At 61.8% G+C, this 22,155-nt stretch carries 22 protein-coding genes and 1 tRNA gene; 16 read left to right on the top strand and 7 right to left on the bottom strand.

The features are described from left to right. Positions 1 to 36: 36 nt before the first annotated feature. The 5 genes from tatC (at position 37) to CIT31_RS29670 (ending at position 5,627) form a co-directional block, all read left to right on the top strand. Entirely contained in the window at positions 37 to 846 is an 810-nt protein-coding gene (gene tatC / locus CIT31_RS29695; RefSeq protein WP_051695763.1) for a twin-arginine translocase subunit TatC, read from the top strand. A 343-nt stretch (positions 847 to 1,189) separates the two neighbouring features. Then, positions 1,190 to 2,494, top strand: coding sequence for a serine--tRNA ligase (serS, locus tag CIT31_RS29685; RefSeq protein ID WP_095521441.1), 1,305 nt, complete (start codon positions 1,190 to 1,192; stop codon positions 2,492 to 2,494). After that, positions 2,494 to 3,252 (top strand): 5'/3'-nucleotidase SurE, encoded by a 759-nt coding sequence (surE, locus tag CIT31_RS29680; RefSeq protein ID WP_095521440.1) that lies wholly within the window; start codon positions 2,494 to 2,496, stop codon positions 3,250 to 3,252. Before serS ends, surE begins: the two co-directional genes overlap by 1 nt. Further along, positions 3,249 to 3,914 carry a protein-L-isoaspartate(D-aspartate) O-methyltransferase gene (locus CIT31_RS29675; protein WP_206073430.1) on the top strand — a complete coding sequence of 222 codons (666 nt, stop codon included), beginning with the start codon at positions 3,249 to 3,251 and terminating at the stop codon, positions 3,912 to 3,914. Before surE ends, CIT31_RS29675 begins: the two co-directional genes overlap by 4 nt. A gap of 213 nt (positions 3,915 to 4,127) precedes the next feature. Further along, positions 4,128 to 5,627 carry a peptidoglycan DD-metalloendopeptidase family protein gene (locus CIT31_RS29670; RefSeq protein WP_095521439.1) on the top strand — a complete coding sequence of 500 codons (1,500 nt, stop codon included), beginning with the start codon at positions 4,128 to 4,130 and terminating at the stop codon, positions 5,625 to 5,627. A gap of 151 nt (positions 5,628 to 5,778) precedes the next feature. Here CIT31_RS29670 and CIT31_RS29665 read toward each other — a convergent pair whose 3' ends face one another. Then, the gene (locus tag CIT31_RS29665) at positions 5,779 to 6,654 is read right to left on the bottom strand and encodes an ATP-binding protein (protein WP_095521438.1); all 876 of its coding nucleotides are present in this window, start codon (positions 6,652 to 6,654) and stop codon (positions 5,779 to 5,781) included. 289 nt (positions 6,655 to 6,943) lie between these two features. Between CIT31_RS29665 and yajC the strand changes: the two genes are divergently transcribed. The 5 genes from yajC (at position 6,944) to CIT31_RS29640 (ending at position 11,550) form a co-directional block, all read left to right on the top strand. After that, positions 6,944 to 7,282, top strand: coding sequence for a preprotein translocase subunit YajC (gene yajC, locus CIT31_RS29660; protein WP_065007771.1), 339 nt, complete (start codon positions 6,944 to 6,946; stop codon positions 7,280 to 7,282). Between the two features lie 78 nt (positions 7,283 to 7,360). Then, complete coding sequence (locus tag CIT31_RS29655; protein ID WP_133116229.1) at positions 7,361 to 7,618, top strand: hypothetical protein; 258 nt, start codon at positions 7,361 to 7,363, stop codon at positions 7,616 to 7,618. Between the two features lie 121 nt (positions 7,619 to 7,739). Continuing rightward, positions 7,740 to 10,292 (top strand): protein translocase subunit SecDF, encoded by a 2,553-nt coding sequence (gene secDF / locus CIT31_RS29650; RefSeq protein ID WP_095521436.1) that lies wholly within the window; start codon positions 7,740 to 7,742, stop codon positions 10,290 to 10,292. A 15-nt stretch (positions 10,293 to 10,307) separates the two neighbouring features. After that, on the top strand, positions 10,308 to 10,697 hold the full coding sequence (locus CIT31_RS29645) for an Mth938-like domain-containing protein (RefSeq protein WP_065007774.1): 390 nt from the start codon (positions 10,308 to 10,310) through the stop codon (positions 10,695 to 10,697). A 1-nt stretch (position 10,698) separates the two neighbouring features. Further along, entirely contained in the window at positions 10,699 to 11,550 is an 852-nt protein-coding gene (locus tag CIT31_RS29640) for a phytoene/squalene synthase family protein (protein ID WP_165778598.1), read from the top strand. A 24-nt stretch (positions 11,551 to 11,574) separates the two neighbouring features. On the opposite strand, the gene trmFO is transcribed toward CIT31_RS29640, so the two are convergent. Continuing rightward, the gene (trmFO, locus tag CIT31_RS29635) at positions 11,575 to 12,984 is read right to left on the bottom strand and encodes a methylenetetrahydrofolate--tRNA-(uracil(54)-C(5))-methyltransferase (FADH(2)-oxidizing) TrmFO (protein ID WP_095521435.1); all 1,410 of its coding nucleotides are present in this window, start codon (positions 12,982 to 12,984) and stop codon (positions 11,575 to 11,577) included. A gap of 150 nt (positions 12,985 to 13,134) precedes the next feature. Between trmFO and CIT31_RS29630 the strand changes: the two genes are divergently transcribed. Continuing rightward, on the top strand, positions 13,135 to 13,686 hold the full coding sequence (locus CIT31_RS29630) for a hypothetical protein (RefSeq protein ID WP_095521527.1): 552 nt from the start codon (positions 13,135 to 13,137) through the stop codon (positions 13,684 to 13,686). A gap of 376 nt (positions 13,687 to 14,062) precedes the next feature. Here CIT31_RS29630 and CIT31_RS29625 read toward each other — a convergent pair whose 3' ends face one another. Together CIT31_RS29625 and CIT31_RS29620 are read right to left on the bottom strand one after the other, a co-directional pair. Further along, positions 14,063 to 14,203 (bottom strand): DUF1127 domain-containing protein, encoded by a 141-nt coding sequence (locus tag CIT31_RS29625; protein WP_023802557.1) that lies wholly within the window; start codon positions 14,201 to 14,203, stop codon positions 14,063 to 14,065. Positions 14,204 to 14,257: 54 nt separating this feature from the next. Then, positions 14,258 to 14,398, bottom strand: a complete 141-nt coding sequence (locus CIT31_RS29620; protein ID WP_006335194.1) for a DUF1127 domain-containing protein — start codon at positions 14,396 to 14,398, stop codon at positions 14,258 to 14,260. Positions 14,399 to 14,634: 236 nt separating this feature from the next. Here CIT31_RS29620 and CIT31_RS29615 point away from each other — a divergent pair, with 236 nt between their 5' ends. Genes CIT31_RS29615 through CIT31_RS29605 form a run of 3 tightly spaced genes read left to right on the top strand, consistent with a single transcriptional unit; the run spans position 14,635 to position 17,829 of the window. Continuing rightward, positions 14,635 to 15,750: a DUF2157 domain-containing protein gene (locus CIT31_RS29615; RefSeq protein WP_095521434.1), complete on the top strand. Its 1,116-nt coding sequence runs from the start codon at positions 14,635 to 14,637 to the stop codon at positions 15,748 to 15,750. Further along, positions 15,747 to 16,328, top strand: coding sequence for a GDYXXLXY domain-containing protein (locus CIT31_RS29610; RefSeq protein WP_095521433.1), 582 nt, complete (start codon positions 15,747 to 15,749; stop codon positions 16,326 to 16,328). Before CIT31_RS29615 ends, CIT31_RS29610 begins: the two co-directional genes overlap by 4 nt. A 52-nt stretch (positions 16,329 to 16,380) precedes the next feature. Continuing rightward, complete coding sequence (locus CIT31_RS29605) at positions 16,381 to 17,829, top strand: aromatic amino acid lyase (protein ID WP_095521432.1); 1,449 nt, start codon at positions 16,381 to 16,383, stop codon at positions 17,827 to 17,829. A 33-nt stretch (positions 17,830 to 17,862) separates the two neighbouring features. Here the strand turns inward: CIT31_RS29605 and CIT31_RS35805 are convergent, their stop codons facing one another. After that, positions 17,863 to 17,994, bottom strand: coding sequence for a hypothetical protein (locus CIT31_RS35805; protein WP_280950420.1), 132 nt, complete (start codon positions 17,992 to 17,994; stop codon positions 17,863 to 17,865). A 238-nt stretch (positions 17,995 to 18,232) separates the two neighbouring features. Beyond that, positions 18,233 to 18,315: transfer RNA gene (locus tag CIT31_RS29600), tRNA-Leu, on the bottom strand. A 485-nt stretch (positions 18,316 to 18,800) separates the two neighbouring features. Between CIT31_RS29600 and CIT31_RS34720 the strand changes: the two genes are divergently transcribed. Together CIT31_RS34720 and tig are read left to right on the top strand one after the other, a co-directional pair. Next, positions 18,801 to 19,721, top strand: a complete 921-nt coding sequence (locus CIT31_RS34720) for a hypothetical protein (protein ID WP_206073429.1) — start codon at positions 18,801 to 18,803, stop codon at positions 19,719 to 19,721. A 551-nt stretch (positions 19,722 to 20,272) separates the two neighbouring features. Further along, the gene (gene tig / locus CIT31_RS29590) at positions 20,273 to 21,745 is read left to right on the top strand and encodes a trigger factor (RefSeq protein ID WP_095521526.1); all 1,473 of its coding nucleotides are present in this window, start codon (positions 20,273 to 20,275) and stop codon (positions 21,743 to 21,745) included. A gap of 79 nt (positions 21,746 to 21,824) precedes the next feature. On the opposite strand, the gene CIT31_RS29585 is transcribed toward tig, so the two are convergent. Then, a complete protein-coding gene (locus CIT31_RS29585) occupies positions 21,825 to 22,151 on the bottom strand; it encodes an antibiotic biosynthesis monooxygenase family protein (RefSeq protein WP_095521431.1) in 327 nt (108 codons plus the stop codon). Positions 22,152 to 22,155: the final 4 nt, after the last annotated feature.

The raw sequence follows: 22,155 nt of genomic DNA, 5'->3' as shown, positions 1-22,155 counted from the left end.
GAAAAGGACGAGATCGATAAATCGGCGGCTCCGCTGATGGAGCATCTGATCGAGTTGCGCCGGCGGCTGATGTGGTCGATCGGCGGGTTCTTCGTCGCCTTCCTGTTCTGCTTCTTCTTCGCCAAGCAACTGTTCAACCTGTTGGTTATCCCGTTCAAATGGGCAACCCAATGGGCAGGGCTCGACCCGCACAAAGTCGAGCTGATCTACACGGCGCCGCAGGAATTCTTCTTCACCCAGGTCAAGCTGGCGATGTTCGGCGGCATGGTGATCGCCTTTCCGCTGATCGCCACGCAGATCTATAAATTCATCGCGCCCGGCCTCTACAAGAATGAACGCAACGCTTTCCTGCCGTTCCTTATCGCTTCGCCGATCCTGTTCCTGATGGGCGCGTCGCTGGTCTATTTCTTCTTCACGCCGATGGTGATGTGGTTCTTCCTCGCCATGCAGCAGGCCGGCACCGACGACCAGGTGCAGATTTCGCTGCTGCCGAAAGTGTCGGAATATCTCAGCCTGATCATGACGCTGATCTTCTCCTTCGGGCTGGTGTTCCAGTTGCCGGTGGTGACCAGCCTGATGGCGCGGGTGGGCATGCTGTCGTCCGAGGCGCTGGTTGAAAAGCGCAAATGGGCGATCGTCATCGCCTTCGTGGTGGCTGCTGTGCTGACACCGCCCGACCCGATAAGCCAGATCGGCCTCGCCATCCCCACGATCATTCTCTACGAGGTCTCAATCTGGTCGGCCCGGCTGATCGAGCGCAGCAAGGAACGGGAACGTCTGGCGCGCGAGAAGCGGGAGGCTGCGGAAGCGGCGGCCGAAAAGCCGGTGGATGCGTCGTCTACGTAGTCTGCATCTACATAGGTTGCATCCTGTCGCGCCCCCCTCTGTCCTGCCGGACATCTCCCCCACGGGTGGGGAGATCGGCTGTCATCGCGACTTTCGCTAATCTGCAGGGTGGAATAGGTGAGCCGTCGGCAAAGCTGCCAATCTCCCTCCTTGTGGGGGAGATGTCCGGCAGGACAAAGGGGGGCGCGAAGGAACTCGGCCTTCACATCTTGCATCGATCAAGGATGCGGTTTACGCCCTCTGGCCTAAAATGCGATGCGTTTTAGGTCTTTATTTTGGGCATGTCGTTGTCCCAAAACCGCAGCGCACTTTTGGGCGACATGCCCGCCGAGGACGAACAACCATGCTCGACATCAAATGGATTCGCGACAACCCGAAGGCCCTTGTCGAAGCGCTCAAGAAGCGCTCGTGGTCGGCTCAGGACGCGCAGTCCACGGTCGATGATCTGATCGCCAGGGACGAGGCGCGGCGCGAACATCTGACCGAGCTGCAGACAAGGCAGGAGCGCCGCAACGCTGCTTCGAAGGAGATCGGCAACGCCATGCGTTCGGGCGATGCCGCCCTTGCCGAAAGGCTGAAGGCCGAGGTCGGCGAGATCAAGGCTTTCATCCAGAACGGCGAGGCGCGCGAACGCGAGCTCGACAAGGCGCTGAACGACGCCTTGGCGGTGCTGCCCAACGTACCGCTCGACGATGTGCCGGTCGGCAAGGACGAGCACGACAATGTCGTCAAGCGCATCGTCGGCAAGGTGCCGACGCGACCGAACTGGGTGAAGGAGCATTTCGAGATCGGCGAAGCGCTCGGCATGATGGATTTCGAGCGGGCGGCGAAGCTCTCGGGCTCGCGCTTCACGGTGCTGAAGAGCGGGTTGGCGCGGATGGAGCGCGCACTTGGCCAGTTCATGTTGGACCTGCACACAACCGAGCATGGCTATGAGGAGATTCAGCCGCCTCTGATGGTGAAAGCCGAGGTTCTTTTCGGGACGGGGCAGCTGCCGAAATTCGAGGAGGATCTCTTCTTCGCCCCGCATGGAGATGGCAGGCTTGGCCTCATCCCGACCGCCGAAGTGCCGCTCACCAACCTCGTGCGCGAGGAGATCACGGCGCACGAAAAGCTGCCGCTGCGCTATACGGCGCTGACGCCGTGCTTCCGGTCGGAAGCGGGCTCGGCCGGGCGCGACACGCGCGGCATGCTGCGCCAGCATCAGTTCTACAAGGTGGAGCTGGTCTCGATCACTGATCAGGAATCGTCGCTGGCCGAGCACGAGCGGATGACCGAATGCGCCGAGGAGGTGCTGAAGCGTCTCGGCCTGCCGTTCCGCACCATGACGCTGTGCACCGGCGACATGGGTTTTGGCGCGCGCAAGACATACGACATCGAAGTCTGGCTGCCGGGCCAGAACGCCTATCGCGAGATTTCGTCCTGCTCGGTCTGCGGCGATTTCCAGGCGCGGCGCATGGACGCCCGCTACAAGGACAAGGACGGCAAGGGCAACCGCTTCGTCCACACGCTGAACGGCTCCGGCACCGCCGTCGGCCGCGCTCTCATTGCTGTCATCGAAAACTACCAGAATGAGGATGGCAGCGTAACCATTCCTGAAGCGCTTCGGCCCTACATGGGCGGTCTGGAAAAGATCGAATCGAAATAATGCGCATCCTCCTGACCAATGATGACGGCATCCATGCCGAGGGCCTTGCATCGCTCGAACGCATCGCCCGCACGCTGTCGGAGGACGTCTGGGTGGTGGCGCCGGAGCAGGACCAGTCCGGCTACGCGCATTCGCTGTCGATCTCGGAGCCGCTGCGCCTGCGCAAGATCGGCGAAAAACACTTTGCCGTGCGCGGCACGCCGACCGACTGCGTCATCATGGGCGTGAAGAAGATCCTGCCGGCAGCACCCGACCTGATCCTGTCCGGCGTCAATTCCGGCGCCAACATCGCCGACGACGTCACCTATTCGGGCACCGTCGCCGGCGCCATGGAAGGCGCGCTGCTCGGCGTGCGTTCGATCGCGCTCAGCCAGGCCTATTCCTATGTCGGCGAGGATCGCGTCGTGCCTTACGAGACCACCGAGGCGCTGGCGCCGGCGCTGCTCAGGAAACTTGTCGCCATGCCGCTGCCGGACGGCGTACTGCTCAACGTCAATTTTCCCAATTGCGCGCCAGAAGAGATCGCCGGCACGGTGGTCACCTCGCAAGGCAAGCTCGTCCACAGCCTGTGGGTCGACGAGCGCCGCGACGGCCGCGGACTTCCCTATTATTGGCTGCGCTTCGGCCGCGAGCCGGTCGAGGGCAAGCAAGGCACCGACCTCTATGCCATGCGCAACCGGCTGGTGTCAGTAACGCCGCTGCAGCTCGATCTCACCGCTCATGAAATCCGCGATCAACTGACCAAGGCGCTCGCATGAACCTGAACCACGGTCCGACGCTCGACGACCGCGAAGGCTTCGCCGCTTTCCTGCTCCGCCTGCGTGGCAAGGGCGTGGTGCCGAAGGCACTGATCGCCGCCTTCGAGGCGACGCCGCGGCGCGGCTTCCTTTCCGCGCAGTTCCATCCGATCGCCTGGTCGGAGCGTATGCTGCCGATCGAATGCGGCGAGGCGATCGAGGGCGCCGATCTGCAAGCCGCAGTGATCGCAGCGCTTGCCATCGAGCCGGGCAACCGCGTGCTCGAGATCGGCACCGGGTCGGGCTACACGGCGGCTGTGATGTCGCGGCTTGCCGCGCGGGTCGTCACCATCGACCGCTACAAGACGCTGGTTGAGCAGACCAAACAGCGCTTCGAGGCACTCGGCATCGGCAGTGTCATCGTGCGTCAGGCGGACGGCTCCAACGGGCTGGCAAATGAAGCGCCGTTCGACCGTATCGTCGCGTGGGCGGCCTTCGACAGCCTGCCGCGCTTCCTGCTCGACCAATTGTCGAGCGGCGGCATCGTCATCGCCCCGATCGGACCCGAGGAGGGCGAGCAGGTGCTGGCCAAACTGACGAAGGTCGGCAGCCGCTTCGAACGCGAGGACATCGGCCTCGTCCGCCTGCAGCCGATCCTGCGCGGCGTAGCCGCGGTCATCTAGGGATCTGTCGATATTTCAGGTGATGGCCGCAACCGACCGGTCTGGTCGCTTCGCGCCCGTCCGCGACTGGGCCCTACCTGAACCTCAGGCCGACAGGTCCAGCCTTAAATATTTTAACAAAATTTGCGTCTGATTCTAGAGGTTTAACCGACCAGTAACATTAACGCGCTTTAATCGCGGTCAGTCTGTACCGGGTATCTGCGGGTAAAAGCGATGCAATTCAGTATTTTGAAGGCAAACGGACGCAACCTGGCGCGTGGTTTCGCTGTCCTCATGGTTGCGGGCACCGCGGCGGGATGCAGTTCCCAGGTCTCGCGGTTCAACAGCGTCGATGACGTTTTCACCTCCTCGACCAACAACCAGCGCGCCATCATCGACAAGCAGGACGCCGCACAGCCTTATCCTGGCGATGCGCCGGTGTCGGCCGCGCCGCTCGACGGCAGCCATACCCAGTCGGTCAGCCGCTCAAGCCTCGAGCCGGTTACGACGCACCAATTGCCGCCGGTCAGCCAGTCGCAGCCGGCGCCCGCCGCCAGTCCGGCGCGCACCGCTTCGGCGCCAGCCGCCCCCCAGGTCGACCGGATCGCAACGGGGACAGCGGCAAAGCCGTTCAAGGACGCACAGTCTGATGCTCCGCGCATGGCGACGGCAGGCGGCGCACCGCGTGCTACCGAGATCGTCGTCAAGGGCGGCGAGACGATTTCCGGCCTGTCGCGGCGCTACGGCGTGCCCGCCGATGCCCTCATGAAGGTCAATGGGCTAAGCGCGACCAACGGGCTGAAGACCGGCCAAAAGCTCGTCATCCCGGCCTATGCCTATTCGGGCAAGAAACCGGCGCCGAAGCTTGCGGACGCCAAGCCTGCGAACGACACCAAGCACGATTTGCCGGCCAAGGCGCCGGAGATGGTGGCCGTGCTGCCGCAGCAGCCGAAGCCTAAGGAGGGCAAGTCCGCCGCGCAGTTGGATGCATCGGCCGCAGCAAGCCAGCCGAAGGACGGAAAAGCCGCCCCCAAGACGACTGGTGCCGGCGGCACCTACACGGTCCAGCAGGGCGATACGCTGTCGGCGATCGCCAGGAAGACCGGCGTCGGCGTGGTTGCGTTGAAGCAGGCGAACGGCATGCAAGACGGTCTGCTCAAGATCGGCCAGACCCTGAAGGTGCCGGCCGGCGGAACCGCGACGGTTGCCGGTGCCAAGCCGGCAAAGGTCGATCCGGTAACGACTGCCACCACCCCGCCTGCGGCAAAGACTACGCCGTCGGAGACGCTGGCCGCCTACACGCCGCCGAGGAAGGATGCCAAGGTCATCCAGCAGGCCGAGGACGACGACGCGGTGGCGCCAAACGCCACCGGTATCGGCAAAATGCGCTGGCCGGTACGCGGCCGCGTGATCTCCAGCTTTGGCGGCGGCAAGGATGGTGTCGACATCGCGGTGCCGGAAGGAACCCCGGTCAAGGCGGCCGAGAACGGTGTCGTCATTTACGCCGGCGATGGCCTCAAGGAATTCGGCAATACGGTGCTGGTGCGCCACGAGAACGGGTTGGTCACTGTCTATGGCCACACCCGCTCGATCGAGGTCCAGCGCGGCCAGAAGGTTAAGCGCGGCCAGGAAATCGCGCAGTCCGGCATGAGCGGTACCACCGACTCGCCGAAACTGCATTTCGAAGTGCGCAAGAATTCGGCGCCGGTCGATCCTTCGACCTATCTTGAATAAAGAAAGTCGATCCATCGACCTACAAAAGAAAAGTCGATCCGTCGACCTATCTCGAATAGAACAAGAAAAGCAACTGCGCGCCGCCTGACCTCCAGTCCGGCCCGCCGGCTCAGCCCGCTCCGCAAGGGGCGGGCTTTTTCAGTCTTCGTCCCTAATCTTTGAGCGATTTGCCGAGCCGACCTGCCAGATCCTGGGTGAATTGCCAGGCAACGCGGCCCGAGCGGCTGCCGCGCGTCGTCGCCCATTCCAGCGCCTCGGCGCGCAGCGTCTCGGGATCGATGGCAAGGCCGTGGTGGCGGACATAGCCGTCGACCATGTCGAGATACTCGTCCTGCGAGCATTTGTGGAAGCCGAGCCAGAGGCCGAAACGGTCGGACAGCGAGACTTTTTCCTCGACCGCCTCTGACGGGTTGATGGCGGTCGAGCGCTCATTGTCGATCATGTCGCGCGGCAGTAGGTGCCGCCGGTTTGAAGTGGCGTAGAAGATAACATTGGCCGGGCGGCCCTCAACGCCGCCTTCCAGCGCCGCCTTCAGCGACTTGTAGGACGTGTCGTCGTGGTCGAAGGAGAGATCGTCGCAAAACAGGATGAACCGGTAAGGTGCTGCCTTCAGCAAATTCATCAGCTTCGGCAGCGTGTCGATGTCCTCGCGATGGATCTCGATGAGCTTGAGCGGCAGGTCCAGCTTTGCCGAGGCATTGACCGCCGCATGCACGGCCTTGACCAGCGAGGACTTGCCCATGCCGCGTGCGCCCCACAACAGCACGTTGTTGGCTGCGTAACCGGAGGCGAAGCGCTCGGTGTTGTCGACCAGTATGTCGCGGACGCGGTCGACGCCGCGGATCAGGCCGATGTCGACGCGGTTGACCTTGAGCACCGGCTCCAGATAGCCGGGATCAGCCTGCCAGACGAAGCAATCGGCCTCGCCGAGGTCGGTTTCCGGCACCGACGGCGGGGCGAGGCGGGCGACCGCCTCGATCAGACGGTCTAGCTTCTTGTTCAGGGCTTCAATGGTGCTGTCGCTCATTTCTTGTCTTTTTGTTTTTGCATTCAGGAGTGTGACAACGGAACCTATTCGAGCCCGGCGGTTTCGGACCGGCTCCAACCTTTTGTTAGAGCATGATCTTTTCCGAAACCGCGCTCCATTTTTTGGGATCATGCTCTAACACGGCTCAACCAGCCGGAAAAGCAGCTGAAATGCCTGGCCGCAGTTGCATTGGTAACTTTACCGACTATATTCCGGCCAAATTTCACGGGGCCGCCAAATTTCCCCAGGACGGTTTGGCGGCTGTTTTTCAAAATTCAGGAGTACTTCGATGTTCGTGACACCGGCATATGCCCAAGGCGTCGGCACCTCCCCGGATATGTTCATCAGCATTTTGCCGTTTGTTCTGATTTTCGTGATCATGTATTTTCTGATCATCCGGCCGCAGCGCACACAGTTGAAGAAGCGCGGCGAGATGCTGGCGGCGGTTCGTCGCGGCGACACGGTCATCACTGGCGGCGGTTTCGTCGGCAAGGTGACCAAGGTGATCGACGACAACGAGCTCGAGATCGATCTCGGCGGTGGCACCAAGGTAACGGCGCTGCGCTCGACGATCGCCGATGTGCGCGTCAAGGGCGAGCCGGTGGCGAACCAGAACGCCAAGAAATAACCGACATTTCTGGCGGAGCGATCCGCGGATACGCCCCCTGACGGACGACGCCATTTGCTGTATTTCTCGCGCTTCAAGATGACTCTGATCTGGGTAGCCGTGGCGATCGCAGGGGTTCTTGGTGCGCCCAGTCTTTTCGCCGCCAGTCCGCTCGCCAAGCAGCAGCCCGACTGGATGCCAAAACTCGAAAGGGCAATCGGCCTTGATCAACACGGCGGTTCGCACATCCTGCTCAGCTTGGATCTGGACGATTTGATCAAGGGCAGGCTGGAGACGACACGCGATGAAATCAGGTCATTGCTGAAGAAAGCCCGATGGCAGGACCAAAGTGACTGACCCGTGCTCGATAATTGCCCATGTGCGGACCAACGGCGAGCCGCTGGCGAACCAGAACGCCAAGAAATAACCCGATTCCAGGCGGAACGATCCGCCAGAATGCCCTGACGGACGACGCCATATGCTTTATTTCTCGCGCTTCAAGATGATCCTGATCTGGCTTGCCGTGGCCGCCACAGTGATCCTCGCCGCGCCCAATCTTTTCTCTGCCAGTACGCTGGCCCAGCTTCCTAACTGGGTGCCGAAGCGCCAGATGACGCTTGGCCTCGATCTGCAGGGCGGCTCGCATATCCTGCTCAGGATGGATCCGAACGATCTGACCAAGGATCGGCTGGAGACGACGCGCGACCAAATCAGGACACTGCTGCGCGACGCCAAGATCGGCTACACCGGTCTTGCCGGATCAGGCCGGACCGTGCAGGTCCGCATCACCGATCCCGGCCAGGTCGATGCCGCCAAGACGGCGCTGAAGACATTGACCGATCCGGTGGCCGCCGGCCTGTTCAGCGGCGGCTCCGTCCAGGAGATGTCGCTGGATGATTCCGAGCCTGGCCTGCTCAAATTCACCGTCACCGATGCCGGCATCAAATACCGGACGTCGACGGCGCTGGCGCAGTCGCTCGAGGTCGTCGAGCGCCGTGTGAACGAACTCGGCACTACCGAGCCGATCGTGCAACGCCAAGGCGACGACCGCATTCTGGTCCAGGTGCCGGGCCTGCAGGATCCGCAAAGGCTGAAGGACATTCTTGGCCAGACCGCCAAGCTGACCTTCCAGATGGTCGACCAGTCCATGCCGGTGCAGGACGCGCTCAACGGCCGTCCGCCGGCGGGATCATCGGTTCTGTATTCGCAGGATGATCCGCCGGTTCCGTATCTGATCGAGAACCGCGTCATCGTTTCGGGCGAAAATCTCGTCGATGCGCAGGCGACGTACAACTCCCAGACCAACGAGCCGGTGGTTTCGTTCACCTTCGATTCCAAGGGAGCGGCGCGTTTCGGCCAGGCCACCTCGCAGAATGTCGGCAAGCTGTTTGCCATCATCCTCGACAATCAGGTGATTTCGGCGCCGCAGATCCGCGAACCAATCCTTGGCGGCAGCGGCCAGATCTCGGGCAACTTCACCGCCGAGAGCGCCAACGACCTCGCCGTGCTGTTGCGTGCCGGCGCGCTGCCGGCGACGCTGACGGTGATCGAAGAGCGCACGGTAGGCCCTGGGCTCGGCGAGGATTCCATTCACGCCGGCAAGGTCGCCGGCGTGATCGGCTCCATCCTCGTCGTCGCATTCATGTTCGTGGCCTATGGCTTCCTCGGCTTCATTGCCAACATCGCGCTGGCGGTGCATGTGGCAATGATCATCGCGTTGTTGTCGTTGCTCGGCGCGACACTGACATTGCCGGGCATCGCCGGTATCGTGCTGACCATCGGCATGGCGGTCGATTCAAACGTTCTCATCTACGAGCGCATTCGCGAGGAGCGGCGAAACGGTCGCTCGGTGATCCAGGCGATCGATACGGGCTTTTCGAAAGCGCTGGCGACCATCGTCGATTCGAACGTCACCTCGCTGATCGCGACTGTGGTGCTGTTCTGGCTCGGGACCGGACCGGTGAAGGGCTTTGCCGTAACCTTCGCCATCGGCATTCTGACCACCGTCTTCACCGCGTTCACTTTCACCCGGCTGCTGGTGTCGATCTGGCTTCGCCGCGCCCGCCCGAAGGAGTTACCGCGCGCGCCGGTGACCTTCGTCCCGCCGGGCACTAGAATTCCGTTCATGGGCATCCGCCGCTGGACATTCGCGCTGTCCAGCGTGCTGTCGATCCTGGCGGTCGTGCTTTTCATGACTGTCGACATCAATTACGGCATCGACTTCAAGGGCGGTTCGCTGATCGAGGTGCAGGCCAAGGATGGCACCGCCGATATTGCCGACATCCGCAGCAGGCTTTCGGAACTCAACATCGGCGAAGTGCAGGTGCAGCAGTTCGGCGACCCGAACGACGTTTTGATTCGCGTCGGCACGCAGGAGGGCGGCGAGAACGCCGAACAGACCGTCATCGACAAGGTGCGCGGCGAGTTGCAGGACCATTACGAATTCCGCCGCGTCGAGGTGGTAGGGCCAACGGTTTCCGGCGAGCTCGCCAAGCAAGGCACCATCGCCATGCTGATCGCCCTGCTCGGAATCCTGATCTATGTCTGGTTCCGCTTCGAATGGCAGTTCGCGGTCGGCGCCATCATCGCCACAGTCCACGATGTGGTCATGACGATCGGCTTCTTCGTCATCACCGGTCTCGAATTCAACCAGTCGTCGCTTGCGGCGATACTCACCATCATCGGCTATTCGCTCAATGACACGATCGTCGTCTATGACCGTGTTCGCGAAGACCTCCGAAAATACAAGAGGATGCCGCTGCCGCTGTTGTTGAACAACGCCATCAACGAGACGCTGTCCAGAACGACGCTGACCTCGGTGACGACGATGCTGGCGCTGCTGGCGCTGGTGCTGTTCGGCGGCGAGGTGATCCGCTCGTTCACGCTGGCGATGCTGTTCGGCGTCGTCTTCGGAACCTATTCGTCGATCTTTATCGCCGCCCCGCTGCTCATCCTGTTCAAGCTGCGGCCACAGGCCGCGACGGCCGACGAGGAGAAGCCGGTGAGCGGCGGCAAAGCCGTGGCAACCTGACGGGCGGCCAACGGGATGACCAAAGGCATCGTCATCCGTGAAGCGCATTTCCCCGGCCGCGCCCCGATCGAGGCCTACGGCAATGGTGGGTTTCGTTTCGCCGACATGTCGCATCGCGGCTCGCTCCTGTGCCTGCCGTCGGGCATCTACGGTTGGGAGCCGGCTGATCCGCTGGCACTGACGGCGGCGGATTTCGCCAAGCTGCTCAACGAGGCTGACAAGATCGAGATCCTGCTGGTCGGCGCCGGCAAGGATCTCAGGCCGTTGCCGGCGGCGCTGCGTGCTGCGCTGAAGGCGGTGGGCATTGCGGCCGATCCGATGTCGACCGGCGCGGCCGTGCGGACCTACAATGTTCTTCTGGCGGAAAACCGTGCGGTGGCTGCCGCACTGATCGCCGTGGAGTGACGTGAGCGAAAACGCCAAAATCGTCATGGAAACGGTGCGAGCCGCCGACCATGACCGCTATGTTTCCGCGCTCTATGCGCGCGAGGACAAGCGTGACGCGCTTTTTTCGCTCTATGCCTTCAATGCCGAGATATCAGGCATTCGTGACCGTATCCGCGAGGCGCTGCCGGGCGAGGTGCGGCTGCAATGGTGGCGCGATGTCATCGCAGCCGAGGACGCCGGAGCAGGCACCGGCCATCCGGTTGCGGACGCGTTGACGGCCACGATTTCCGCCCACCGCCTGCCGAAATCTGCCTTCGAGAACATGCTCGAAGCGCGTATTTTCGATCTCTATGACGACCCTATGCCGTCGCGGACCGATCTGGAAGGCTATTGCGGCGAGACCGCAGCGGCGCTCATCCAGCTTGCAGCGATGGTGCTTGATCCCGTCGAAGCACCACGGTTTGCCGAACTTGCGGGCAGAGCAGGTTGTGCACAAGCGATGACCGGCCTTTTGCTGCTGCTGCCGCTGCATCGCAAGCGTGGGCAATGCTTTGTCCCGGCCGACATTCTGGCTGCGGCAGGGTCGTCGCCCGAGGAGTTCGTTGCGGGCGAAGGTGGGCCTGGAGCGCAACGCGCTGTCGCCGCGATGATTGGACTAGCGCAGGAGCATTTGTCTGCTTTCGAGAAGAGTGCATCGGCCTTGCCAGTTTCGCTGCGACCGGCATTTTTGCCGCTGGCCTTGTCGCGCGCCTATCTCGGCAAGATGGAAGGTTCTCCTCATTCACCTCTGAACGGCGAGGCGCAGCTCTCGGCCTGGCGCCGCCATTGGCTGCTCTTGCGTCGCGCAACGCGAGGCTGGCCGGGCATCTGAAGGCTGACACCAACTCCGTAACTGCTACTCCGCTGCTTCCGCCCGCGAAGGCAATCCCAGCCATTCGTGGCAGTCGGCCAGCGCGCGTGACGTCAGCGCACGCCGCTTGGCGACGGTCTTATCCTTGCCGCGCAGGCGCTTTCCCTCGGCTTTCGGCGCTTCCACAGGGGGAAACAGGCCGAAATTGATGTTCATCGGCTGGAAGGAGCGCTTTCCCGGCTCGTCGTCGGAAACGATGTGACCGCCGGTGATATGGTTGAGCAGCGCGCCAAAGGCAGTGGTCATCGGCGGCAGCGCCGGCGCGTGGCCCAGCCGCTCGGCGGCGGCAAAGCGCCCGGCAAGCAGGCCGATGGCCGCACTTTCGACATAGCCTTCGCAGCCGGTGATCTGGCCGGCGAAGCGCAGGCCGGGCCGCGATTTCAACTGCAGCGAATGGTCAAGCAGCGTCGGCGAATTGATATAGGTGTTGCGGTGCAGGCCGCCGAGGCGAGCGAACTCGGCGTTTTCGAGGCCCGGGATGGTGCGGAACACGCGCACCTGCTCGGCGTGCTTCAGCTTGGTCTGGAAGCCGACCATGTTATAGAGCGTGCCCAGCGCATTGTCCTGGCGAAGTTGCACGACGGCATAGGCCTTCACCGATGGATTGTGCGCATTGGTCAGCCCCATCGGCTTCATCGGCCCATGACGCAGCGTCTCGACGCCGCGCTCGGCCATGATCTCGACCGGCAGGCAGCCGTCGAAATATGGCGTGCCTTCCCATTGCTTGAATTCGGTTTTCTGACCGTCGACAAGTGCCCGCACGAAGGCAAGGTACTGCTCCTTATCCATCGGGCAGTTGATGTAGTCCTTGCCGGTGCCGCCAGGCCCGACTTTGTCGTAACGTGACTGGAACCAGCAAACGTCCATGTCGATCGTGTCGAAATGGACGATCGGCGCGATGGCATCGAAGAAGGCGAGCGCATCGGCGCCGGTCACTTCCGCGATCGATTGGGCGAGCGACGGCGCGGTCAGCGGGCCGGTGGCGATGATCGCCTGGTCCCAGTCCGCCGGCGGCAGGCCGGGCACTTCCTCGCGCTGGATGGTGATGAGTGGGTGCGCTTCGAGCTTTTTGGTCACCGCTTCGGAAAATCCGTCGCGGTCGACGGCAAGCGCACCACCGGCGGGCACCTGGTTGTCATCGCCAGCGCTCATGATCAGCGACCCGGCCAGCCGCATTTCGGCGTGCAGCAGACCGACGGCGTTGGTTTGCGCATCGTCGGAACGGAAAGAATTGGAACAGACGAGCTCGGCCAGCCCACCCGTCTTGTGCGCATCGGTGCCGCGGACGGGACGCATTTCATGCAGAACAACGGGAACGCCGGCTTCGGCCGCCTGCCAAGTGGCTTCTGAGCCGGCGAGACCGCCGCCGATGACGTGAATGGGATTCTTGTTCATGAGCGCCGAAATAATCCCTTGTAGCTGCGATTGCAATTGCATGAGTTCGTCGCACTGTTGGCGCCAAGTGCTGCAATCGTCTACTGTCGGAGAATGGACGGGAGTCTCGGGAACTTTGCCAGAGCGACCTTTTCGACAGTCGTGATCGCCATGGCCGGATCAGCGGCCGCCGGCGAACTGGCCGCGACGGCTTCCAAGCGGATCCCCATATGCCACGGCTATAGTTGCAACTATCGCACGATGCTGGCGCTTGGCCCCGGTGACGGCGCGCGTTTCCGCTCTATCCTGCGTGCGGGTGCGGGTTCGCCCCAAGCCGAGCGCTCCGCTATTTCGAAGGCTGTCCGCTATTTCGAGCAGCGCATTTTCCGGGCCATCGGCATTCGCGATCTGCCGCAGTCGGAATTCGGTGCATCGCGCATCAGGGGCCAGATGGATTGTGTCGACGAATCGACCAATACGCATGCTCTGCTGGTCTATCTTGCCGAGCGAAGATTGCTCAGGTTTCACAAGGTCGAGGACAAGGCCTCGCGGGGCCTGTTTGTCGACGGGCGCTATCCCCATTGGACGGCGGTGATCAGCGACCGCGGGGGCACCGAATGGGTGGTGGATTCCTGGTATGCGCCGATGGGCGGCGCACCGGACATTTTTCCGCTGAGCCAGTGGAAGAAACGGGGCGTGCTGGAAAGCGGTGCGCTGGACTGACGACAGTCCCCCGCCAAAACGGCTCTCGGACTGCTTCGACTCTGAAACAACAACACCCGCCGGGGGAGGAGGTCCGGCGGGTGTCGTTTTGCTGGCCGATCCTCGGGAGGAGGTGAAGATCGACCGTATTCGTCATCGCCGGGGAGGAGGTCGGCTTTGACGAAATTCCTTTCGCCTGATGAAGGGGGGCGAAACCCCTGGGGACGAAATTCGTTTCGCCCTGGGACGAAATTTGTTTCGCCTTGGGGAAACAACGCCCGCCGCGGGAGGAGGGTGCGGCGGGCGCCGTTTTTGTGGTCAAACCCTCGGGAGGAGGTGAAGGCTGACCGTATTCGTCAGGGTTGGGGAGGAGGTCAACCCTGGCGAAATTCCTTGACTAGATCGCCTTGCGGGCGATGCTCTTGATCTCTTCGCGGACGATGCCGAGGTCATGCAGCTGGCGGTTCGAAAGGCGACCCAGCTCGGTAACCGTCGAGCGATAAACGCGCCAGTTACGATAGTTGCGGATCAGGTTCATTGTCGTTCTCTTTTCAAGTCAAACTGGTTCGGACCATTTGCGGTCCGAAGAGGATTAGACCGCCTTGCGGGCGACGTAGTGGATGTCGCTGCGGCTGATGCCGAGGTCGGTCAGTTCGCGGTTGCTCAGGCGGCTCAGCTCGGAAACGGTGTCCCGGTAGCGGCGCCAGTTGCGGTAATTGCGGATCAGGTTCATGGTATTTCTCGTTTCGTCTTTCTTTCGGATCATTCCGTCTTTGTGTACGACCTGAAGATAGGTGGGGTCATATCGATTTAAAACCGCTATTGGTGCATAGCAGCAATGCAAATTGTGCAATGCACCATCACCGCCAAATCACGTCTTCGACACAGATCCACCCGAATCGGAAAATGCCGTAGCGTCAACGGTTTGGCCGGATCGGCTGAAAAAAGACCAAGCTGGGGGAGAAAGGCATGGCGAGCTATTCGTCACGCGTCAGGACCGATATCGCGCGATGGCTGCAGGTTGGCCTGATCGATGCCTCGACGGCCGACGCGCTGACGCGCGACGTCGAGGCCAATGAGCGCAAATCACTGAGCTTCGGCTCGATCCTGGCGATGATTGCGGCGCTGCTTTTTGGTGCGGCCGTCCTGATCTTCGTCGCCGCCAATTGGCAGGCCATCCCGCGGCTGGCGCGGGTGGCAGCGCTCTTCGCCATCATCTTCGCCGGCTATGTCGGCGGCGCCGTGCTGAAGACACGCGACCATGCTGCAATGGGCGAGGCACTCTGGATCGTCGCCGCGGCGGCATTCGGGGGATCGATCGCGCTCATCGGCCAGATGTATCATTTGTCCGGCGACGAGGCATCGGCCTTGATCACCTGGGGCGCTGGCACGGCCTTGGCTGCGGTTGCGCTGCGCTCGAACCCGTTGACAGTCGCTGCTGTCGGCATTGCCGATGCCTGGCTGTTCCTGAAGGGCTTCGATTATTTCAGTCGCGCGGAATTTCCGCATCTTTTCGTCGTGATGGCGAGCGTGTTGTTCGCCATTTCGTTCTGGAGCCGCAGCCAGGCGGCACGCCACCTGATCATCCTGTCGGTCATCTTCTATCTCGTGCTGTTGTTTACGGAATACGAAACACTGCAGGTCGCTGTGCCGATCGTCGTCGTGTCGGTGCTGCTTTTCTCGGCTGCGATCTTCGCTGCCGAGCCCGTCGACTGGATACTGCAGCTGGGCGGTCGGCTGCCCTTGCACGCGCTGGTCGGATTTCTCACCGGCCTGGCGATGATCCAGTTCGAATTAGCCGATTTAAGCAGCTACAACAGCGGCTTTGCCATTGCCTCGGCCGTTGCGCTTGCCGGCATTGTCGCGGCAATCGTGCTGGGCGGACGCGACAGCAGGGGCTTGCGCTGGGTTGCCTATGCCGGCTTCGCCTTCGAACTCGCCATCATCTATGTGGTGATGTTGCAGTCGATGCTCGACACGGCAGGCTTCTTCCTGGCGGCAGCTGTGCTTCTCGGCATCCTTGCCTTTGTCATCCTCCGCGTGGAAAAGCGCATGAGGGCCCCGAGCGTGGAAGGAGCGGCATGATGACCGGTATACGGCTGATCATTTCGGCGGTGGTGCTGGCGCTCATCCAGATCGGCTTCCTGAGCTGGATCATCGCTGGTCGGGCGGCGATCCTGCGCGACGGCAGGCAAGTGCTGCTTAGGGTCGAACCGATCGATCCGCGCGATCTGCTGCGCGGCGACTTCATTCGCCTTGGCTACGATATTTCGCGCATACCGGTGAAGCTGATCGCCAACATTCCAGCCGGCAAGCTCACGAGCGACGACACGCCAATCGTCGTCAGGCTGAAGCAGGGCGCCGACGGCTATTGGCAGGCGACAGCGGCCTGGTTCGGGCACGCGCCGGCGCCGGCAGCATCCGACGAAACCGATATCATCGGGCATGTGTCCGCGGGGTGGGATCTCAGCGCAGCCACCACCATAGCGCCGGATTACGGCATTGAACGTTTCTACCTGCCGGAAGGCGAGGGAATAGCGATCCAGGACGATATGCGGGTGCGGCCGTTCGGCGTCCGCGTCGCAATCGCAGCCGATGGCGCCGCGCAGATCAAGGCGCTGATGGACGGCGACAAGACGCTGTTCGAGGAACCACTTTATTAGAATTGGCCCGGATTAGAATTGGGAAAGCGTGGCCGCTCGGACAGCATCAAACATGACAACTATCCTGACGACACGAGAAGACATAAATCTCAGCTCTGTTTTCCGCGTCGCCTGGAAGAAAGACACGGTGCAAATCAGCGGCAAGGCTTTGCAGCGCATCGCAGAGTGTCGCGCGTCGTTCCTGCGTCTTATCGAAACCGACCCTGTGCCGGTCATCTATGGCGTAACCACCGCCATGGGAGAACTCGCGAGTAGGCGGCTCGAACTTGGCGAGCGGGATCGCCATGCGCGCATCAAGGCGTTCGCAGCCGCCACATCATTCGGCGAGCCTTTGCCAGATCGCGTGGTGAGGGCGATCGTGCTCGCCCGTCTGACGAATTTCCTCGAAGGAAATGCCGCGACTACACCGCGTATGGCGCTCGCCGTCGCCGCGATGCTGGACGGCGGACCCATGCCCATGGTGCCATCCTGCGGCCAGGGCGGCGCCGGTGAAATCCTCGCTCTTTATCCGCTCTTTGCAGAGCTTTCGACCCGCTTCGACCTGGAAATCAAGGAACGGGGATCCCTGATCAATGGCTCGCCCTGCGCTGCCGCACTCGTGGCCGATGCCGCCTTGGCGGCGCGCCGTCGCGTTCGCCTTGCCGAAAAGGTCTTTGCGCTTTCGATCGAAGCGTTTCGCGCGCCGCTCGAACATTACGATCCGGCGCTCGACGCGCTTTGGGGCGATGAACACGAAGCAGCGGCCCTGCGGGGATTGAGGGAGTTTCTTGCCAGTACCGGCACCGGGCGCCGCAATTATCAGGCGCCGGTCAGCTATCGCATCGTCCCTCGCATTCTGGGGCACGCGCATCGCGCGCTGGCATCGGCGGAGCGGGCGGCCACTGTGTCGCTCGCCTCGATATCAGACAACCCGGTCTACATACCGCCTGGCGACGGGCATCCGCTCGGGCGCTGCATCAGCACGGGCGGCTATCACAATGCCATGGCAACACCCGCCCTGGATGATCTGGCAGCGATATGGGCCGATATCTGCCTCTTATGCGACCGCCACGCCTCGAAGCTTTTGAACGGCAAGGTATCGCTCCTGCCCGATCTGCTTTTGACGGGGCGGGATTGGAGTGACAGCGATGGTCACGGCAATGTCGGCTATGTGCCGATGGCGATCACGGGCTATCTGGAGCAGGCTAAACTCGCGGCGCAGCGCACCTTCATCCCGGGAACCGAATCGGCCGGCGCCGGCCAGGACGATGTAGCGACGACGGTGTTCCTCGCCTGGACGAAGGAAGCACGCGCCGGCCGCTGCCTCGATGCCGCGATGGCGATGCTGGCTGTGATCGCCTCGCAGGCATTGCATGTCACCAAGCGCGTGGTTCCTCCGGCGCTTCAGTCGTTCGTCGCGGATATCAGAAGCATCGTGCCGCCAGTCGGCGGGGATCGCGTGCTGGGACCTGAACTTGCTAATTTGGCCGAATTGTTCACCGGCCAGGTCTTTGAGGAGTAAGCGGCCTGGAGTTTCACGATGCCCAAATGGCGGCTAAGACCAGAACGGGCCGAGGATGAACACGGCCATTAGGGCAACAAAAAGCACAGCGATGATCACGGCGCCCCACATGAAGACCTTTCCGGTGCCGCGTTTCTCTTCCTCGCGAGATAGGTCTTTCGCCATCGCACGGATCCTTTGTGAAGGTCGATGACTTAGCAACGTGTTTTGCCGAGGCTGGTTCCCGGCAGTCATCTTGAGCAGGATCAGCTTTCGCAAGGGCCAATTGATGCTCTGCCGAACAGGTCGCACCTGGGAGAACGCGGCGTTTCCAGGCCTTCTGGCGAAAAACTTGGTACGATGAAGGGACACGAACCCTACGCTTTCGGCGCTGGAAGCTTAATCCACTTTTCTAGGGGAGCAGTGGTGCGGGTAGAGGGACTCGAACCCCCACGTTCTCACGCCAGAACCTAAATCTGGTGCGTCTACCAATTCCGCCATACCCGCTGGCTTTGTGTTACCGTAACACGTCTATGTCACAAGCTGTGTCATAAGTTCAAGACTTAGATTTTCAAGGTTTTTCGGCCCCCGCGTGCCGTCTATGCCAGTCGCCTGGGCAATTCCCCTATCGGTGGACCGTGAACTTCACGCCGCGCCACGCGTCGGCATCGCCTCGAACTGACGGATCATATTCAGGGTTTCTTGCAAAGCTGTCGGCCAAGATCAGCATCAGATGGTGCCATCGGCGGCCACGGCGCGGATCTCCCGTCCAAAGTAGGCGACGGCGGCGGGAACGAACTCATCGGCGGTCGGTCTTTCTTGCTGGGAATGTATTCACAATTCTTTCAAATTGAGTCGGAATTTTTTACTACCCGTAAGTCACGATCGTAAACAAATTCCGGGTAAGCAAATTCAAAAACTCTCTGGGTTCGTTGTCGCCAAAGTAGCAGGCTTTGAAACTGCTGCTGAGGTAACTACCAAAGGAGAGTGTCATGGCAAATGTCGTTAAGCGTTTCGCCACAGCTTTGGCCGGTGGTGCACTTGTTGTATCTCTGTCTTTACCCTCCAGCGCAGGCGGCATTAGCGTCGGCGCCGGCGCATCGGTTGGCGGCAGTGGCGGCGTAAACGCCGGTCTTGGCGCCTCGATCGGCGGCAGTGGCGGCATCAATGCGGGAGCCGGAGCCTCGATCGGCGGAAGCAACGGGGTGAATGCAGGAGCCGGAGCCTCGATCGGCGGAAGCAACGGGGTGAATGCCGGTGCCGGTGCAGCGATAGGCGGCAAGAAACGCATTACCGCGGGTGTCGGCGCTTCGATCGGCGGCCGAAGCGGGGTGAATGCCGGCGCCGGTGCATCGATTGGCGGCAGTGGCGGCATCAATGCGGGAGCCGGAGCCTCGATCGGCGGTAGCGGCGGGGTGAATGCCGGTGCCGGTGCAGCGATAGGCGGCAAGAAACGCATTACCGCGGGCGTCGGCGCTTCGATCGGCGGCCGAAGCGGGGTGAATGCCGGCGCCGGTGCATCGATTGGCGGCAGCAAGGGCATTACCGCTGGTGCCGGCGCCAATATGGGCGGCACCGGGGGTATAACTGCTGGTGCAGGCGCAAGTGACGGCGACACCAGGGGTATAACTGTCGGCTTAGGTGCCGATGTCGGTGGCACTGGTGGTGTCGCCGCGGGTGCCGGTGTAGGCGTTGCAGGTGCAAGCCTTCCGGGTACACCGGGCACTCTTGGAACGCTGAGAACTCTTGGAACAGCCGGGGCGCCGAGCACTTCCAGCGTGCCAAGCGTGGTCTCGCAGTTGTCCAGCAGCCAACTGACTCGCATGAAGAAGCGCTGCGTCGACGTGCTCGGGAGCGGCGGCACGTACGATCGCGACCTACGTGAGCTTTGCTTGCTGATCGCACGCCGCTGAGAGACTGTTGCGCAAACGGGGGTGTCGCATCCGCCGTGGAGGCTTTTGACAACACTCTCCTGGGCTCGCGGCCGGCCCGCCACTCGCAACGTGGCGGGCTTCTCTGCGTCAGGATCGCTGCGCTGGGCCATCATTCTGTCAATGTCGCGGTCAAAACAAGGGCCGTTCGCCGGCGCATGATCCCGAAAATCGAAAATCGATTTTCGGAAAGGATTAGGCGCCAAAATGAAGGTGCTACAGCGTCCTTTGCGCGTCCAAGAGGACGCGCGGGGCTGTAGACGCGAAGATGGTTGAAAATTAGCCGCGCCTGTGACAAAAGGCGTGTCGAATGTGACGGGATGCGACGATCCGCTTCTGCCGAATGTGATAAGAAGTAGGAAAAACAAAGACTTATTCACATTTTGGAGCGTATTTCTGAAGGATTTGAGCCGCGTTGGGCGGACAGATCGCCAAGTCCCGCACCAAAAGCCATTCCCGGCAAGATAATACCGGCAGGCTGTAAACGGCAGGAGCCGTTTGGCTGCCTCATTGGTGGAAACAAAGGTTCTATGATGCAGGTCACCGAAACGCTCAACTCCGGTCTCAAGCGCGAGATCAAGATCACCGTGCCGGCGGGTGACATGGAAGCCAAGCTGATGGCGCGGCTTTCCGATGCCAGGAACAAGGTCCGTATCAACGGCTTCCGCCCCGGCAAGGTGCCGGTGCAGCACCTGCGCAAGGTCTACGGCAAGTCGTTCATGGCCGAGGTGGTCAACGAGATCCTCAACGATTCGACCCGTTCGATCATTACCGGGCGCGGCGAAAAGGCCGCCATGCAGCCCGAAGTGATCATGACCGAGGACGAGAAGGAGGCCGAGAAGATCCTGGCCGGCGGCGCAGACTTCGAGTTCCGCCTGAACTACGAGATCATTCCGCCGATCGAGATCAAGGATTTCTCCGACATCAAGGTGACGCGTCAGGTGTTCGACGTGCCGGATTCGGAAATCGACGAGCAGGTCCAGCGTGTCGCCGAATCGGCACGCACCTATGAGCCGAAGGCCGGCAAGGCCGCCGAAGGCGACCGCGTGACGATCGACTATATCGGCAGGATCGACGGCGAAGCCTTCAGCGGCGGCGCCGGCACGGACCAGCCGCTGGTGCTCGGCTCCAAGGAATTCATTCCCGGCTTCGAGGATCAGCTCATCGGCAGCAAGGCCGGTGACGAGACGCAGGTCACGGTTACGTTCCCGGAAAACTACCAGGCGGCGCATCTGGCCGGCAAGGAAGCGACCTTCGACGTCACCGTCAAGGAAGTGTCCAAGCCCGGTGCGTTGGAAATCAACGACGAAATGGCCAAGAATCTCGGCCTGGAGTCGCTGGAGCGCCTGCGTGAAGTGGTGCGCGGCCAGATCGAGAACCAGTTCGGTTCGATGACGCGCCAGAAGATCAAGCGCCAGCTGCTCGACCAGCTCGATGCCGCCTACTCGTTCGAGGCACCGTCGAAGCTCGTCGAGGCCGAGTTCAACAACATCTGGAACCAGGTCAACCGCGATCTGGAAGCCGCCGGCCGCACCTTCGCCGACGAGGAGACGACGGAAGAAGAGGCGCGCGCCGAATATATGCGGCTTGCCGAGCGCCGCGTGCGTCTCGGCCTGGTTCTCGCCGAAATCGGCGAGAAGGCCGGCGTGACGGTGTCGGACGACGAATTGCAGCGTGGCCTGTTCGAGCAGGTGCGCCGCTATCCGGCCAACCAGCAGCAGGAAGCCTTCGAATTCTACCGCAGCAACCCCGAAGCGCTGAACACGCTGCGCGCACCGCTATTCGAGGAGAAGGTGGTCGACCATCTGCTCGGCCAGATCTCGATCACCGACGTCAAGGTCAGCAAGGAAGAGTTGATGGCCGACGACGAGGACACCGAGACGGCCAAGGCGAAGCCGGCGAAGAAAGCCGCCGCGAAGAAGGCCGACGCCAAGCAGGCCGACGATACGGAAGAGCCCAAGAAAAAGGCCGCGCCGAAGAAGAAAGCCGCCAAAGACGCCGAATAACACGGCATTCTGCGAATTGTGAAAGGGCCGCCCACGAGGCGGCCTTTTTCGTTGCTGCCGACGTCGTAAGGCCGCCGCCCTAGTCGCGAGGCAATTGACTGACGAGGATCCGCATCACGGTCACTCGCCTGGGCAGTTCAATGAGAAACTCTTCGTCACGCGGCAGGTGGTGGATCTTGTGCGGGTCGCCGCCGGTGAAGCTCGCCATGGCTTCGACGTCTGGCCAGTACGAGATGGTCACAAACTCCGTTTCTTCTTCGCGATCTTCGCGAAACAATTGCAAGCCAAGTGCCTTCTCCTGAAGCGGCGGAATGCCTTCGCGGCGTAGATATGGCTCGTAGGCGTCTGCCAGATCACGGCGTGTCCTTCCCCGCCAGATCCGGGCAATTGTGGCGTTGTCGGTCATGAAG

Source organism: Mesorhizobium wenxiniae (assembly GCF_002284535.1).
In the GTDB taxonomy this organism is placed as follows: domain Bacteria; phylum Pseudomonadota; class Alphaproteobacteria; order Rhizobiales; family Rhizobiaceae; genus Mesorhizobium; species Mesorhizobium wenxiniae.
The sequence above is the reverse complement of the archived record's forward strand: the minus strand, read 5'-3'. Positions and strand labels throughout refer to the sequence as shown.